Here is a 14,424-nt window from a genome sequence, read left to right as displayed (position 1 = left end):
GCATGAGCATCGCCGCCGACCTCCTCCCCCCCGACACCGCGATCGACTACGTCGTGGTGAGCTTCGTGGGTGACCTGCCGCTGCTGCGCCTGCAGGCGCGCAGCTTCGCCCGCTTCCACCTGCCGGACGACATCGGCCGCATCATCGTCGTCAACAACGACAACGACTCCACCAGCTTCGACCAGCGCTTCGAGGCCGAGGTCCGACCCGTCTATGGCGACCTGGCAGGGAAGGTGGAGGTGGTGCGGGCCGACAGCCTGCTGCCTGGCATCACCCAGTCCCGCCGCGGCTGGCGGCGGCAGCAGGCGCTGAAGCTGGCGGCCTGCCGGCTGGTGCAGGCACCGGTCAGCGTCTCGATCGACAGCAAGAACCACCTGATCCGGCCCACGGGCAAGGCGATCTACCGCACGCCCGAAGGCCGCCTGATCGTCCCCGGGCGCAAGCGCTGGTCCGTGCCCGATGCGTGCCTGTCGTATTTCGGCGTGCCGGAAGAATCCTGGCCTGCCGATGTGTCCAACATCGTCACGCCCTATCCGCTGGTCACGGCGCAGGTGCTGTCGCTGCTGGAGGAGCTGGAGCGCCGCGGCGAGACCCTGGCCACGCTGTTCGAGACGAAGGGGCAGTTCTTCGAATTCGCGCTCTACTACGCCTGGCTGGTCGCGCAGGGGCGGGAGGGGATCTACGACCTTTCGGCGCCGATCATCGCGACGGGGCTCTGGCCCCACAAATTCCCGGATCCCGAGCGGCCGCTCCGCCGCCTCGTCGCGCAGACGGGCCTGCCGCATCTCCATTGGCTGGCCATCCACCGCAAGACGCAGGAGGTGCATCCCGCGCTGAAGGAGGTCGTGACCGGCCTGTGGCAGGGCTTCGGGCTGATCGGCTCGACCGAGGAGGGAATCGCGATCCTGACCGCGGGGGGCATGCCCGCGGCGGAGGCGGCCGAGACCGATGACGCGGCGGAGGAAGCCCCGGATGGCGACGGGCCCGACCAGGCTGGCACGGCGGAGGCGGCGGCGGGCGGCGCGGCCGAGGCGGTTGCCGAAACCCAGGCGCCGCCCGAGCCCAGGATCGATCCGGTCGATGCCCTGCTGATCCCGGGATTCCGGACGGGGCGGGAGACGCTGGATATCCTCAAGGTCTTCGCCGGCCTCACCGGGCCCCGCGTGCTCGACCTGGGCTGCTATCGCGGCGGCTCGACGCTGGTGATGGCGCTGCTCGGCAAGCATGTGGAGGCGCTGATCGAGGGGCGCTTCTGGCCGGACCGCCTGGCGCCGATCCTGGAACCGCGCGGCATGCGGGCGCTGAACCTGCCCTATGATGAGTATGAGCCGGAGGCGCCGCTGGACGGCATCTGGGCATCCCATGTCATACAGAACCAGCGCAACCCGGGGCTCTTCCTGGACCGCTGCCGCCGGCATCTGAAGGATGACGGATGGCTGGCGGTCGTGGTGCCGCCGCTGCGGTCGCGCATCACGGCCGGCAAGGTCAATCCTGGCTGGAACGTCGGCGCCCTGATGTACGCACTCCTGGCGGCGGGCTTCGACCTGACGCGAGGGCACTTCGTCACGCATGGCTTCAACGTGGTGGCCTTCGTGCCGAAGGCGACGCGCGTGCTGGAACGCCATGCCGATGCCTTCGCGGACCCCTCGCTCTGGCCTTTCAAGCTGGATTCACGACGCGGCTTCGAGGGTGACATCCGCCACTGCAACTGGCCGCAGGAATTCCGCGACCGCATGGCGACGGGCCTGTCGGAACTGGCGCTGGAGGGGCCGGAGGCCGCGCTGGCGGAGGCGCGGCGCCTGGCGACCATCTGGGTGTAGCGTAGCGCGCGGGCCTGCCGGCGTTTCAGGTCCGCTTCTGCTGCGGTTCCCGCGCGGTGCCGCGCCCGCGTCCCGGCGGGTCCGACGGGTCGCTGTCGGAAATGCCGGATGGCGGCGGCCGGTTGCCGCCACGGCCGCGGCCGGGCGGGTCGCTGGGGTCCGTGTCGGTCGGGCCGCCAGCCCCCTTGCTGCCGGGCCTGTTGCCGCCCCGGCCGCCATTCGGCGGGTCGCTCGGGTCATTGTCCGTGACGCCGGTCGTGCCCGGGCGGCTGCCGCCGCGGCCCTGGCCGGGCGGGTCGCTGGGGTCGCTGTCGGAGGTGCCGGCATTCGGTCGGCTGCCGCCGCGGCCGCGCCCCGGCGGATCACTGGGATCACTGTCGGTAGTCCCGGTATTCGGCCGGCTGCCGCCGCGGCCCTGGCCGGGCGGGTCGCTGGGGTCGCTGTCGGAGGTGCCGGTATTCGGCCGGCTGCCGCCACGGCCCTGGCCGGGCGGGTCGCTGGGGTCGCTGTCGGAGGTGCCGGTATTCGGCCGGCTGCCGCCACGGCCATTGCCGGGCTCGTCGCCCGGGTCGCTATCGGTCAGGCCGCTGCGGGCAGGCGGGGTGCCGCCGCCCTTGCCGCTGCTGCCCGGATTCGGCGCGCCGCCCCCGGTGCCCGGGACGCCGCCGCCGCCTGACTTGGCGCCCTGCGCCACCGCCACGCCCGGCAGGGCGGCTGCCCCGCCCAGGGTCGCCAGGCGCAGGACCAGCAGGCGGCGGACCAGGGGTGACCCATCGGATACGGACATGCGGCGCTCCTTCCTCCCGGCCATGTTCCGGTGCCGGCGACCACAGGACAAGACCTTTGCAGGATGGCTGCTCGGCGGCGGCGCCGTGGCGATACGCGGTCATCGCGGGCGGTGCGATGCAGGTTCCGCCGGAATGATTCGGCGCGACTCGCACGGCTCGGTGAGGATCGCCTTCGCGGGCGCGTCCGGTTCGGGGGCGAAGGGACCCCGGGCTTGCGTGGAGGCGTTGGAGAACAGAACCTCAACATCGGGCTTGCGGTCATGTTCCCTTTATGTTCACATACTCGCATGAGCACCATCGCCCTCGACCCCCGCCTTTCGGCCGGCGCCGTCCCGGCCGATCTCCGCATCCCGCTGCCGCCGCGCGGCCGGCGCCTGGCGCAGCCAGCAGTGCGGGAGCCTGCGTGGCGGGAGGCGATGCGCTGGTCGCTGATCGGGCTGACCGCCAGCATGGCGGCGGGCGAGGTCGCGTTGATGCTGTTCGGGCCCTGACGGGGCGGTTCAGACCGGCAGGGTCGCCAGCGCCTGGAGGCCGCCCTTGGGGCGGTTTCGCAGCACCACGTCGCCGCCATGCGCCCGCAGGATGTTGCGGGCGATCGGCAGGCCGAGGCCCGTCCCGCCCGTCTCGCGGTTCCGGCTGCTCTCCAGCCTTCGGAAGGGCTGGAAGACGTTCTCCAGTTCCGAATCGGGCACGCCTGGTCCGTCGTCCTCCACCGTGATCCGGACCAGGCCTGCCACGGGCGGGACCAGGGTGAGGCGTGCGGCGCCGCCATAGGCGACGGCGTTGCCGACCAGGTTGGCCAGCGCGCGTTTCAGCGCGCCGGGCCGGGCTGTCACGGTCAGGTGTTCCGGCCCCTCATAGGTGATGCTGTCGGTGAAGTCGGGCCGCGCATCCGCGGCCTCATCCAGCACGGTGCGGCAGAGGGAGGCGAGGTCCACGGGCACCGAGGGCTCGCCGGTCGATTCGTCCCGCGCGAAGGCGAGGGTGGCGGCGATCATCGCCTCCATCTCGTCGAGGTCCGCCAGCATCTTCCGGCGCTGCTCGTCGTCATCGAGGAATTCGGCGCGGAGCTTGAGGCGCGTGATCGGCGTCTTCAGGTCATGCCCGATCGCGGCCAGCATCTGGGTGCGGTCGCCGACATAGCGGCGGATGCGCTCCGCCATGGTGTTGAAGGCCTTGGCCGCGGTCGCGACCTCGGAGGGGCCATCCTCCGGCAGCGGCGGCGCATTCACGTCGCGCCCCAGGCGGTTCGCCGCCTCCGCCAGTGATCGCACCGGCCGCGTCAGCCGCCGCACGGCCCAGAGCGTCAGCAAGCCCGCGGCCAGCGTCATCATCACGAAGGCGAAGAGGAAATGCTCGGAATGCCAGGGGCGGGGCGGCGGGAATTCCAGCCGCAGGTTCAGCCATCCCTGGTCGGGAAAGCGGAAGCTGACCGTCAGGAGGTCCGGGCGCGGATCGAAGGAGACCAGGACCTCCCGCGGCCGGAAGCGCGGCGGCGCATTCATGACCGCTTCGAGGCGGAACAGGCGGATCAGCGGCGGGGGCGGGGGCGGGAAGCCGGGCCGGGCCAGCGGCTCGGCATCATAGGTCGTGCGCAGGCCCGGCGGCATCTCGAGGTCCGCCAGCATGCTGGCGCGGCGGTCCGGCTGCAGCTGCAGCAGGCTGCGCCAGACGCTGAAGACGCGCTGGGAGATCTCCCGGCCCTGCTGCAGGCGCTGGAGATCCACGCGGTCCAGCGCATGGATGGTCAGCCCCGCAACCTGCACCAGCACCAGGCCGAAGAGCAGCACGAGCGCCGTGCGCCCGGCCAGGCTGCAGGGCCACAGCCAGCGCATCCAGCGGAACACGCTCAGGCCCGTTCGACGGTCGAGGCCAGCACATACCCTCCGCCGCGCACGGTCTTGATGACCTGCGGGTTGCGGCCGTCATCCTCGAGCTTGCGGCGCAGGCGGGAGACGGCGACGTCGATCGCGCGGTCGAAGGGGCCCGCCTGGCGGCCGCGCAGCAGGTCCATCAGCATGTCGCGGGTCAGCACGCGGTTCGGGCGCTCCACCAGCACCATCAGCAGCTCATACTCGCCGCCGGTCAGCGGCACCTCCACCCCCTGCGGGTTCAGCAGGCGGCGGCGGGCGGGTTCCAGCAGCCAGCCGGAGAAGCGGATGACCTTCGCCGGCGGCTCCTGCGAGGGGCCCGTGCTGCTGTCGGCCGTGGCGCGGCGCAGCACGGCGCGGATGCGCGCCAGCAATTCGCGCGGGTTGAAGGGCTTGGCGACGTAGTCGTCGGCGCCGAGCTCCAGGCCCACGATCCGGTCCGTCTCCTCCCCCATCGCGGTCAGCATCACGATCGGCACTTCCGACTGGCTGCGCAGCCAGCGCGCGAGGTCGAGGCCCGATTCGCCCGGCATCATCAGGTCCAGCACCACCAGGTGGTAGCGGCCGAGCGGCCAGAGCTTGCGCGCGTCCCGCGCATCGCGGGCGGCAGTGACGCGGAGCGACTGCTTCTCCAGGAACTTGGTCAGAAGCTCGCGGATCTCGCGGTCGTCATCGACGATCAGGATGTGCGGGGCGGTGGCGTCCATGGCTGTAACATAGCGCGCGACGCGCGGGATCGAAGCGGCATCCGCTCGCGGATGTTGCGGCGTGTGACGGGCGCCCGGCGCGCAACGAAGCGTTGCACTTCATGACCTTCGGACCCCTCGGCGCGTAACCCTGGCGTGGTCATATGCGATGCATCGGATGCCACCCCCGCCGCGGAACCCCCTCTTCCCGCCGCGGCGGCGATCCCCCTCGCACTCCGGGGTGGCGTCCTGTAGTGGCGGCGGGGATGGCACCCTCCCTCCCATCCCCGCCGCCCCTCTTCCCCCATCCGCCAGGCTGGGCGCGCGACGGGCTGGCCGCGCTGGCCGTGATCGACCCGGACATGGCGCGCATCGAGCAGACGGCCGGCCCGCTGCCCTGGCGGTCGCGCCCGGCGGGGTTCCCCGGGCTTCTGCGCACCATCTGTGGCCAGCAGATCTCCAACCAGGCGGCGGGCGCCATCTGGGGGCGGCTTTCCGCCATCCCGGGCGCGCTGGAACCGGCGGGGCTGCTGGCGCTGGACGATGCGACTCTCTGCGGCGTGGCGGGCCTGTCCCGGCCCAAGGCGGCGCATGCGCGATCGCTGGCGACGGCGATCCTCGATGGCACGCTCCGCATCGACGAACTGGATGCGATGGAGGACGAGGCGGCGGTCGCGCATCTCTCCGCGATACGCGGCCTCGGGCGCTGGACGGCGGAGGTGCATCTGCTGTTTGCCCATGACCGGCGCGACATCTTCCCGAGTGGCGACATCGCGCTGGCGGCGAGCGTGGTGCATCTGAAGGGGCTGCAGGAGCGGCCGAAGCCCAAGGCGCTGGCCGCCTTTGCGCAGCGCTGGCAGCCCTGGCGGGGCCTGGCGGCGCGGCTGCTCTGGCACCATTGGCGCCAGGTCACCGGACGGCCGTTGATCGAGGATGGCTTGCCGCTGACCCCGCCCGGCGGCACCGTCCCCCCATGAGCCTGTCCGCCCGCATCCGTATGACCCCTTCCGCCCGCATCCGCGGGACCTCCGCGCCCCCGATTCCCGCCGCCCGCGCCTGGGCGGCCCGCTATGCCGGCCAGGCGGGGCCGGCGCTGGACCTGACCCAGGCGGTGCCGGGCTACCCGCCGCCGCCGGAACTGCTGGCGAAGCTGGGGGAGGCCGCCGCCAACCCGGCCTGCGCGGGCTATGGCCCCATCGCCGGCGACACCGCGCTGCGCGACGCGCTGGCGGACGACATGGCGCGCTTCTACGGCGCCCCCATCCAGGGCCGCGACGTCGCCATCACCGCCGGCTGCAACCTCGCCTTCGCCATGACCATGGCCGTGCTGGCGGCGGAAGGGGAGGGCGTGCTGCTGCCCACCCCCTGGTACTTCAACCACGAGATGGCGCTGACCATGCAGGGCGTGCGCGCCGTGCCCCTGCCGACGCGGGCGGAGGACGGCTTCGTGCCGAACCCCGCCATGGCGGAACTCATCATGAAGGCGGCCACCATCAAGGCGGTGGTCCTGGTCAGCCCCAACAACCCGACCGGTGCGGTCTATCCGCCGGAGGTCATCCAGGCCTTCGCCGATCTCTGCCGGCGCCGCGGCGCCATGCTGGTGCTGGACGAGACCTACCGGGACTTCCTCCGCCCCGACCAGTCGCCGCCGCACAGCCTGTTCCGGGACCCGGACTGGGGCGACGTGCTGGTGCACCTCTACAGCTTCTCCAAATCCTACTGCATCCCGGGGCACCGCCTGGGCGCCATCGCCAGCGGCCCGGCCTTCCGGGCGGAGCTCGACAAGGCGCTCGACACCTTCCAGATCTGCCCGCCCCGGCCGGCGCAGACGGCGCTGACCTGGGCCATCCCGGCGCTCAGGGAGTGGCGGGAGGGCAACCGCGCGCTGATGGCGGATCGCGCGCGGGCCTTCCGCGATGGCGTGTCGCAGCTGCCGGGCTGGCGGCTCGATGCCATTGGCACCTACTTCGCCTATCTCCGCCTGCCGGAGGGCGCGCCGGACGCTGTCGCAGCAGCGGAAAGGCTGGCGGCGGAACAGGGGCTGATGGGCCTTCCGGGCCCCTTCTTCGGACCGGGGCAGGATCGCCATATCCGCCTGGCCTTCGCCAATGCGGGGCTGGAGGTGCTGGCGCAGGTGCCAGGCCGCCTCGCCAACCTCTAGGAGCCAGCGCCATGGATGACAGCAACGCCGAGTTCTGCACCGCCGATGGCTGCGGCCCTGCCGCCGCGCCGCAGCCGGTGACGCCCGCCGCGGCGCCATCGGGCATCATCGACGTCATCTCCGACGCCATCTGCCCCTGGTGCTGGATCGGCAAGCGCAACCTGGAAGCCGCGCTGGCCGAGCTGCGCGACCAGGGCCTGGCCTTCGCGGTGCGCTGGCGCCCCTACCAGCTCAACCCGGACATGCCGGTGGAGGGCGTGGAGCGCGCTGCCTACCGCGCGGCCAAGTTCGGCTCGATCGAGCGCAGCCGCCAGATGGATGCGCGGCTGGTGGAGGCGGGGAAGGGCGTCGGCCTCGATTTCCGCTTCGACCGCATGATCCGCACCCCCAACACCGTCGCCGCGCATCGCGTGATCCGCTTCGCCGAGGCTGGCGGCCGCCAGGATGCGGTGGTGGAGGCGCTGTTCCGCGCCTACTTCCATGAGGGCCGGGACATCGGGGATCACGCCGTGCTGGCGGCCGTCGCGGCGGAAGCCGGGCTCGATGGCGTGGATGCCATGCTCGCCTCCGACGAAGGGGCGCAGGAAGTCCTGGCCGAGGACATGGCCGCGCGCCGGGCGGGCCTCGATGGCGTACCGAGCTTCCTGATGGACCGGCACCTGCTGTTCAGCGGCGCCATGCCCGGCCCCAACATGGCGGATGCCTTCCGCCGGGCCCATGCCATCCTCTCAGCCCGCGCCGCGTGAAACGCGGCGACACGGACCCAAGGGCCGCGTGAATTCCTTGGCAAACCATCGCGCGCTAGGCTCCCGCCACACTTGGGAGCCGCGCGATGGAATGGGTCATTCTCGGGATCGTCGTCCTGCTGCTGCTGTGGCTGGTGATGGTCTACAACCGCCTCGTGGCGCTGCGGCAATCCACCGGCCAGGCCTGGGCCGATATCGAGGTCCAGCTCAAGCAGCGGCATGACCTGATCCCGAACCTGGTCGAGACGGTGAAGGGCTACGCCGCGCATGAACGCGGCACGCTGGACGCCGTGGTGAAGGCCCGCAACGCCGCCGTCTCCGCCCAGGGGCCGGAAGCGGCCTCGGCGGCGGAGGGCCAGCTCTCCGGCGCGCTCGGGCGGCTCTTCGCCCTGTCGGAAGCCTATCCCGACCTCAAGGCCAATCAGAACTTCCTGTCCCTGCAGGGGGAGTTGTCGGCGGTGGAGGGCAAGATCGCCGCCGCGCGCCGCTTCTTCAACAGCGCGGTCGCCGAGTTCAACAGCGCCATCCAGTCCATCCCGGCGGTGTTCTTCGCGGGCAGCCTCGGCTTCACCCCGCGCGGCTTCTTCGAGCTGGCGGAGAACGAACGCGCGGCGGTCAACACGGCGCCGCAGGTGAAGTTCTAGCCCCGATGCAGGCCACCGGCCTTCGCACCCATGGATGGAACACCGCGCTGCGGTCCATCCTGCTGCTGGCCGGCTTTCCCTTCCTGCTGGTCGCGATGGGTTATGCGCTGGCGCTGTTCCTCGTGGCCTGGGATGCGCCCTCTGTCGCCAAGGGGTTCGCCCAGGCCTGGCGGCTGCTGCCGACCATCATCCCGCTGGCGCTGGTCGTCGCGGGGCTGTGGTTCCTCATCGCCTGGCGCGCCAATCTCCGCATCCTGGAGATCGCCTCTGGCGCGAAGCGCGTGCAGGACCCGCGCGACGAACCGCGGCTCTGGCGCCTGGCCGAGGAACTCTGCATCGCCCGCGGCATGCGCCTGCCGCGCCTTTCCGTCATCGAAAGCCCGGCCCGCAACGCCTTCGCGGCGGGGCTGACGCCGGACCGCTCCATGGTCGCGGTGACGCGCGGGCTGATGGACGCGCTGGATGATCGCGAGCTGTCGGCCGTGCTCGCGCATGAACTCGCGCATATCCGCAACGGCGACGCGCGGCTTGGCGTCATCGCCACCGTCTTCTGCGGCGTCATCACCCTCGTCACCGATGGCGTCTGGAACATCCTGAAGGCGATGCGGCACGTCCGGCTCGGCCGCGGCGGATCATCTAACTCCTCGTCCTCCTCCAACCGCAGCAGCGGCAACAGCGGTGGCGCCGGTGTCGTCGTCGTGCTCATCCTGGTGGCCATCGTCATCGCGGTGATGGCGCATGTGCTGGCCATCGTGCTGCGCATGGCGCTGTCGCGGAACCGCGAATACCTGGCCGATGCCGGCGCGGTGGAGATGACGCAGGACGCCGACGCCATGATCAGCGCGCTGCGCAAGGTCGCCCAGCGGCCGCAACTGCCGGACGTCGCCGAACAGGTCCGCGCCCTGTTCCTGCACGACCGCGCGCTGAGCCGGAATGTCGGCTGGTTCGCCACCCATCCGCCGATCGAACGGCGGATCGAGGCGCTGGTCCGCTACGCCGGCGGCCATGACCCGGGCCCGCTGCCGGAGATCGAGGACGAAACGCCCGAAGCCGAAGCCGAGGCCGGCGATCCCGACGCCACCATGGCGCCCTGGAAGCCGGAACACGCGCCGGCCTTCGCGGGCGGCGGCGAGGCCTCCCCCTGGGCACCGGCCGCGTCCGCCGCGCTGCCTCCCCGCTCGGACCAGCAGGAAAGGCTGGACGCCATGGCGGCCTTTGCGCGCACCCTCGACCCGCAGATCATGAAGAACCAGGCGAAGCGGGAGGAAGCGCGCCGCGATGGCCGCAATCCCGACGAGGCCGCGCCCCCGCCGCCGCGCGGGTGAAGGCCCTCAGGCCGGGACGAGCATCGCCTGGCGCAGTTTGCGCACGGCGCTGCCGGGCGTGGTCACCACCGGCCGTCCCGTCGCTTCCGCCACCAGCCCCGCCGCGCGGGCCAGGCTGAACTGGCCGAGCAGCACCACGTCGCAATCCCGGAGCGCGCGCGACGCCTCCGCCGCCAGCCGGTCATGCGTCGCCCCGTCGCCCGCATCCAGCGCCGCCAGCGCGCCCGGCGCCAGGCAAGGCACCAACTCCACCCCCGGCGGGAATTCCGGCGGCATGGAAGCAAGCGTCCCCGCGAAGGTCGCCAGCAACCCGATGCGGCGGCCGTATCCGACGGCCTCCTCGATCGCCGCCTCATTCGGCTTCAGCACCGGCACCGGCGCGACATCCGCCGCCACCGCCTCGATGCAGGGGCCGAAGGCGGAACAGGAGAACAGGATGCCCTGCGCGCCCGTATCCACGGCGTAGCGCCCCAGCGTGCGGAACCGCTCCGTCATCGCCGGCGTCAGCGAACCCTCCCGCGCCAGGTCGGCCGAGAGGCTGTCATCCAGCAGGTTCATCAGCACCGCCTCCGGCCAGAACTCCCGGAAGGCGGCCTCGATCGGCGGCGGCGAATGGCGCAGCGCGTGGATCAGCGCGATCCGCATCACGCTCAGTTCCCGACGCAGCGCATGAGCGGGGAGGGGAATTCCGCGCAATTCGGGAAGACGATCTCGTTCGGGCCGCGCCGCTCCACCCGCAAGGTGTTCGGGCCGCCCGGGCAGCCGAAGCCGATGTCGTTCGGCAGCCGCGCACCGAGCGGGCCGGACTGCGCCGGCACTGGCACCAGGCGGAACTCCAGCGCGTCCGGGCCCGTCGCCACCGTCTCGATCAGGCGCTGGCGATAGGGCACGTCGAAGACGGACGCCCGCATCACGACGTCCCGGGTGAAGATCACGCTCGGCTGGCCCGTGCAGCGCGGTCCGCTCGTCTCCCCCGGCGGGAACACCCCACCGGTCCAGGACCCGAAGACCCAGGCATGCGGCGGATCACCCTGCTGGGCCCCCGCACTGCTGCCCAAGGCCAAAGCCGCCGCCACCACCATCACCCAGCGCCGCATGCCACGCCCCTCGCTCGTCCATGGCCATGATAACCCGGCCGGCCGGCAGGGCACACCCCTGGCTGGTGTGTCGGGGGTGGAGGGCGGGGCGGTGGCTCCTGGGGAATGGGCTCCGCCCCTTCCCCAGACCCCTTCCCCGCCAAGGGGCAGCGGCCCCTTGGAACCCATGGGATTGGTCGGTGAAGGGAGGGGCACAGAGCGCGCGACGAACAAACGGTCGCTTCATGCCCCTCCCTTCACCGACCAGTAGCCTCGCGGTCCAGGGTCCCGCTGGACCCTGGCGCGGGAGAGGTCCGGAGAGGGGCGCGAAGCCCCTCGCCGGGGCTTCCAACCCGCGCGCCCCGCCCCGTCACGCCGCCGCGGGTTTGGCCATGGCCGGCGGGGCCGGGTCTTTCACCGGCAGGTGGATCAGCGCGGCGAAGGCGGAGGCGGCGACGCCGGCCCACCACATGGCGTCGTAGTTGCCGGTGCGGTCGAGCACGATGCCGCCGAGCCAGGCGCCGGTGAAGCCGCCGATCTGGTGGCCCAGGAACACCAGGCCGAAGATGGTGGCGAGCCATCGCGTGCCGAAGTTCCGCGCGACGAGGGCGATGGTAGGCGGGACGGTCGAGAGGTAGAGGATGCCCATGAAGGCGGAGAAGATCAGCACGCTCGTCGTGGTCTTCTCCACCAGCATGAAGGCGGCCATGAGCACGCCGCGGGAGGCGTAGATCAGCACCAGGAGTTCGCGCCGCTTCCAGCGCTGCGTGAGTTCCCCGGCGCCGAGCGAGCCCACGATGTTGAACAGGCCGATCAGGCTGATGGCGCCGGCGCCGACGGCGACGGGCAGGCCGCAGGTATGCACGAAGCCGGGCAGGTGGGTCGTGAGGAAGGAGATGTGCAGCCCGCAGACGAAGAAGCCGAAGAAGAGGAACCAGAAGCTCGGCGTGCGGAAGGCGCGCTTGAGGGCCTCGGTCGCGGATTCCTCGCTGGCGGCGACGATCTTCGGCCGCGGCGGTTCCGCGAGGACCAGGGACAGCGGGATCATCAGCAGGGCCACCGCGGCCATGCCGATCATGGTCGCCTGCCAGCCCAGGGTCGCGATGCCGAGCCCGGCCATCGGCACGACGAGGAATTGGCCGAAGGAGGAGCCGGCGGTGCCGAGGCCGGCGGCCCGGCCGCGCTGGCTTTCGGGCAGCAGGCGCGTGAGCGTGGAGATGATGACGGGCATGCCGGCGGCGGAGACGGCGACGCCCATCATGACGCCGGCAAAGACGGTGAAGACGCCGAGATGGGTGGCGAGCGCCATGCCGAGGATGCCGCCGGCGTAGAGCAGCGACCCGCCGATCACCACGGCGCGCCCCCCGAAGCGATCCGCCAGCTGGCCGCAGATGGGCTGGCTGACGCCGTTGATCAGGACCTGGAGCGCGATGGCGAAGGAGAAGCCGGAGGCGGTCCAGAGGTTCTGTTCCGTCATCGGCGCCAGGAACAGGCCGAAGGAATTGCGCAGCCCCATGGCGAGGGCCGCGCAGAGCACGGCGCAGGTCATCAGCAGGCCGGCGGAGATGGCGGGCCGCGTTGTCATGGGACGGTATCCTGACGTTTCCGCGTCAGTGTTCCACCCCAGGCGGCGCTTCTCAATCACGGAAGGCCGCGCCAGGCACAACCCTGCCGCATTGCGGCATGCGCCTGGCGCGGGGGTTCCTCAGCCGCCCTTGCGGATGGCGATGCCGATCGAGGTGGTGACGTAGCGATCGACGAACAGCTTGAGGTGCGGCAGGCCGTGGGGCGGCAGGTCCACCACCTCGTCCGTGGCGTCATGGCCGGGGTGCAGGTTCAGCGGCATCACCTGGTGCCCCTGCGCCGTGAGATGCACACAGAGCGCCTCGACATCCCGCCGGCGCAGGATGCATTGGCGGCCGTTGTCGAGCGTGTCGCCATTGGAAGAGAGGTTGAAGTCGGTCGTGTGCACCGCGATGCCGCCGGGCTTGATGGTGCGCAGGCTCGCTTCCACGAAGGCCAGGCTGCGCTCCAGCGGGCCGATGTATTGCAGCGCCGACATCGACCAGCAGCAATCGAACTGGCCGTCCAGGCTGGCCGGGATGTCGTTCATGTCCACGGCGCCGAATTCGACCAGCCGCTCGAAATCGTCGAGGTGGACGATCTGGTTGTGGAACAGATCCCCGAGCCCGCTGGCGTGCTGGTTGCTGGAGCGCCAGCGGGCCAGATCAGCGGTGTCGTTGGCTGGCTGGTCCGTCGCCACCACCTCCACCCCGCGGGAGGCCAGGAGTGAGGGCAGGCGTTCGCGCCCGCAGCCGAAGCCGATCGCGCGCCGGCCGACGCCGATCATTCCATGCGTCGCCAGGACGGAGGTGATGTAGGCCATCTCCCAGGTCTTGCGGTGGGGATTGGCGTGCATCGCCAGCGCTTCGGTGATCTCGGCGTAGACCGGTTCCTTGAACTGGCTGCCGGTGCAGAGCTGTGAAACGGGCTCGTCGAGGGTTGGCTGTTCGTGCTTCGAGGGAATGTCGGTGCGGGGCGGACGCATCAGGAAGGGCGGCACGCCCCAACGGCGTCGCCCGCCGCTCATGCCATCCACGAACTGGCGGAATTCCCAGTTCTCCGTGAAGGCACGGCGCAGGCCGTCCAGCGTCTCGTACTGGCTGAGGTGCCGGATCTCCTCCTCATCCGCCGGTTCGCGGCCGCAGAACAGGCGGATGGCCCAGGCGGCCGCTTCCCGGGCGGTCTCGTCCCCCGCGCGCCAGCCATCCACCGGCATGCGTTGCATGCCGCGCCCCTGATCCGACGTCCCGGCCATCACAATCCCTTCGCGGCTTCCAGTACCTGCGCGGCATGCGCCTCGGGCTTCACCTTCCGCCACACCTTGGCGACCTTGCCATCGGCGCCGACGAGGAAGCTGGAGCGCTCCATGCCCATGTAGGTCTTGCCATACATCGACTTCTCGACCCAGACCCCATAGGCCTCGGCGACCTTGTGGTCCTCATCGGAGGCCAGCGGGAAGGTCAGGTTGTACTTGGCGGCGAACTTCTCGATCGGCTTCATCGGGTCGGGCGAGATGCCGATGACGGTCAGGCCCGTCTTGCCCAGCGCCGGCAGCGCTTCCTGGATGCCGCAGGCCTGCTTGGTGCAGCCGGGGGTGTCCGCCTTGGGGTAGAAGTAGAGCAGGTAGGGCTTGCCCGCGAGGTCCGTGCTGCTGACGGTGCGGCCGCCGGAGGCCGGCATGGTGAAGGCGGGGGCAGTTGTTCCCTCTGCGGGGCCGGCGGTTTCGGGCATGGCGGGCGTCTCT

The 14,424-nt window shown here is 71.4% G+C and carries 15 protein-coding genes; 7 read left to right on the top strand and 8 right to left on the bottom strand.

Annotated features, from left to right (window positions below; genetic code table 11):
• The first annotated feature begins 2 nt into the window (after window positions 1–2).
• Window positions 3–1,820, top strand: a complete 1,818-nt coding sequence (locus tag G3576_RS21625) for a DUF6492 family protein (protein ID WP_164696523.1) — start codon at window positions 3–5, stop codon at window positions 1,818–1,820.
• Window positions 1,821–1,845: 25 nt separating this feature from the next.
• On the opposite strand, the gene G3576_RS21620 is transcribed toward G3576_RS21625, so the two are convergent.
• The gene (locus tag G3576_RS21620) at window positions 1,846–2,607 is read right to left on the bottom strand and encodes a hypothetical protein (protein ID WP_164696522.1); all 762 of its coding nucleotides are present in this window, start codon (window positions 2,605–2,607) and stop codon (window positions 1,846–1,848) included.
• A 288-nt stretch (window positions 2,608–2,895) separates the two neighbouring features.
• Here G3576_RS21620 and G3576_RS21615 point away from each other — a divergent pair, with 288 nt between their 5' ends.
• Complete coding sequence (locus G3576_RS21615) at window positions 2,896–3,099, top strand: hypothetical protein (protein ID WP_164696521.1); 204 nt, start codon at window positions 2,896–2,898, stop codon at window positions 3,097–3,099.
• A gap of 9 nt (window positions 3,100–3,108) precedes the next feature.
• Here G3576_RS21615 and G3576_RS21610 read toward each other — a convergent pair whose 3' ends face one another.
• Window positions 3,109–4,455, bottom strand: a complete 1,347-nt coding sequence (locus G3576_RS21610) for an ATP-binding protein (protein ID WP_328729532.1) — start codon at window positions 4,453–4,455, stop codon at window positions 3,109–3,111.
• A gap of 2 nt (window positions 4,456–4,457) precedes the next feature.
• The gene (locus tag G3576_RS21605) at window positions 4,458–5,186 is read right to left on the bottom strand and encodes a response regulator (RefSeq protein ID WP_164696520.1); all 729 of its coding nucleotides are present in this window, start codon (window positions 5,184–5,186) and stop codon (window positions 4,458–4,460) included.
• A gap of 245 nt (window positions 5,187–5,431) precedes the next feature.
• On the opposite strand from G3576_RS21605, the gene G3576_RS21600 reads away from it, so the two are divergent.
• The 5 genes from G3576_RS21600 to G3576_RS21580 all read left to right on the top strand — a co-directional run bounded on the left by G3576_RS21600 (window position 5,432) and on the right by G3576_RS21580 (window position 10,041).
• A complete protein-coding gene (locus tag G3576_RS21600; protein ID WP_164696519.1) occupies window positions 5,432–6,142 on the top strand; it encodes a DNA-3-methyladenine glycosylase family protein in 711 nt (236 codons plus the stop codon).
• Window positions 6,139–7,326 carry an aminotransferase gene (locus tag G3576_RS21595; protein WP_207622964.1) on the top strand — a complete coding sequence of 396 codons (1,188 nt, stop codon included), beginning with the start codon at window positions 6,139–6,141 and terminating at the stop codon, window positions 7,324–7,326. Before G3576_RS21600 ends, G3576_RS21595 begins: the two co-directional genes overlap by 4 nt.
• A gap of 11 nt (window positions 7,327–7,337) precedes the next feature.
• Complete coding sequence (locus G3576_RS21590) at window positions 7,338–8,072, top strand: DsbA family oxidoreductase (RefSeq protein ID WP_164696518.1); 735 nt, start codon at window positions 7,338–7,340, stop codon at window positions 8,070–8,072.
• An 86-nt stretch (window positions 8,073–8,158) separates the two neighbouring features.
• Window positions 8,159–8,716 carry a LemA family protein gene (locus G3576_RS21585; protein WP_164696517.1) on the top strand — a complete coding sequence of 186 codons (558 nt, stop codon included), beginning with the start codon at window positions 8,159–8,161 and terminating at the stop codon, window positions 8,714–8,716.
• 5 nt (window positions 8,717–8,721) lie between these two features.
• Entirely contained in the window at window positions 8,722–10,041 is a 1,320-nt protein-coding gene (locus G3576_RS21580) for a M48 family metalloprotease (protein WP_164696516.1), read from the top strand.
• A 6-nt stretch (window positions 10,042–10,047) separates the two neighbouring features.
• On the opposite strand, the gene G3576_RS21575 is transcribed toward G3576_RS21580, so the two are convergent.
• The 5 genes from G3576_RS21575 to bcp form a co-directional block, all read right to left on the bottom strand.
• Window positions 10,048–10,686, bottom strand: coding sequence for an aspartate/glutamate racemase family protein (locus G3576_RS21575; protein WP_164696515.1), 639 nt, complete (start codon window positions 10,684–10,686; stop codon window positions 10,048–10,050).
• Window positions 10,687–10,691: 5 nt separating this feature from the next.
• Window positions 10,692–11,138, bottom strand: coding sequence for a hypothetical protein (locus G3576_RS21570; protein WP_164696514.1), 447 nt, complete (start codon window positions 11,136–11,138; stop codon window positions 10,692–10,694).
• Between the two features lie 349 nt (window positions 11,139–11,487).
• Window positions 11,488–12,702: an MFS transporter gene (locus G3576_RS21565; protein WP_164696513.1), complete on the bottom strand. Its 1,215-nt coding sequence runs from the start codon at window positions 12,700–12,702 to the stop codon at window positions 11,488–11,490.
• 120 nt (window positions 12,703–12,822) lie between these two features.
• Window positions 12,823–13,905 (bottom strand): class I SAM-dependent methyltransferase, encoded by a 1,083-nt coding sequence (locus G3576_RS21560; RefSeq protein ID WP_164696512.1) that lies wholly within the window; start codon window positions 13,903–13,905, stop codon window positions 12,823–12,825.
• Between the two features lie 29 nt (window positions 13,906–13,934).
• Window positions 13,935–14,411 carry a thioredoxin-dependent thiol peroxidase gene (gene bcp, locus G3576_RS21555; protein WP_164696511.1) on the bottom strand — a complete coding sequence of 159 codons (477 nt, stop codon included), beginning with the start codon at window positions 14,409–14,411 and terminating at the stop codon, window positions 13,935–13,937.
• Window positions 14,412–14,424 lie beyond the last annotated feature (13 nt).

Origin of the sequence: Falsiroseomonas algicola (assembly GCF_011040385.1) — a bacterium.
GTDB classification, from domain to species: Bacteria; Pseudomonadota; Alphaproteobacteria; order Acetobacterales; family Acetobacteraceae; genus Falsiroseomonas; species Falsiroseomonas algicola.
Note: the sequence above shows the minus strand (reverse complement) of the source record. Positions and strands in the feature narration are given on the sequence as shown.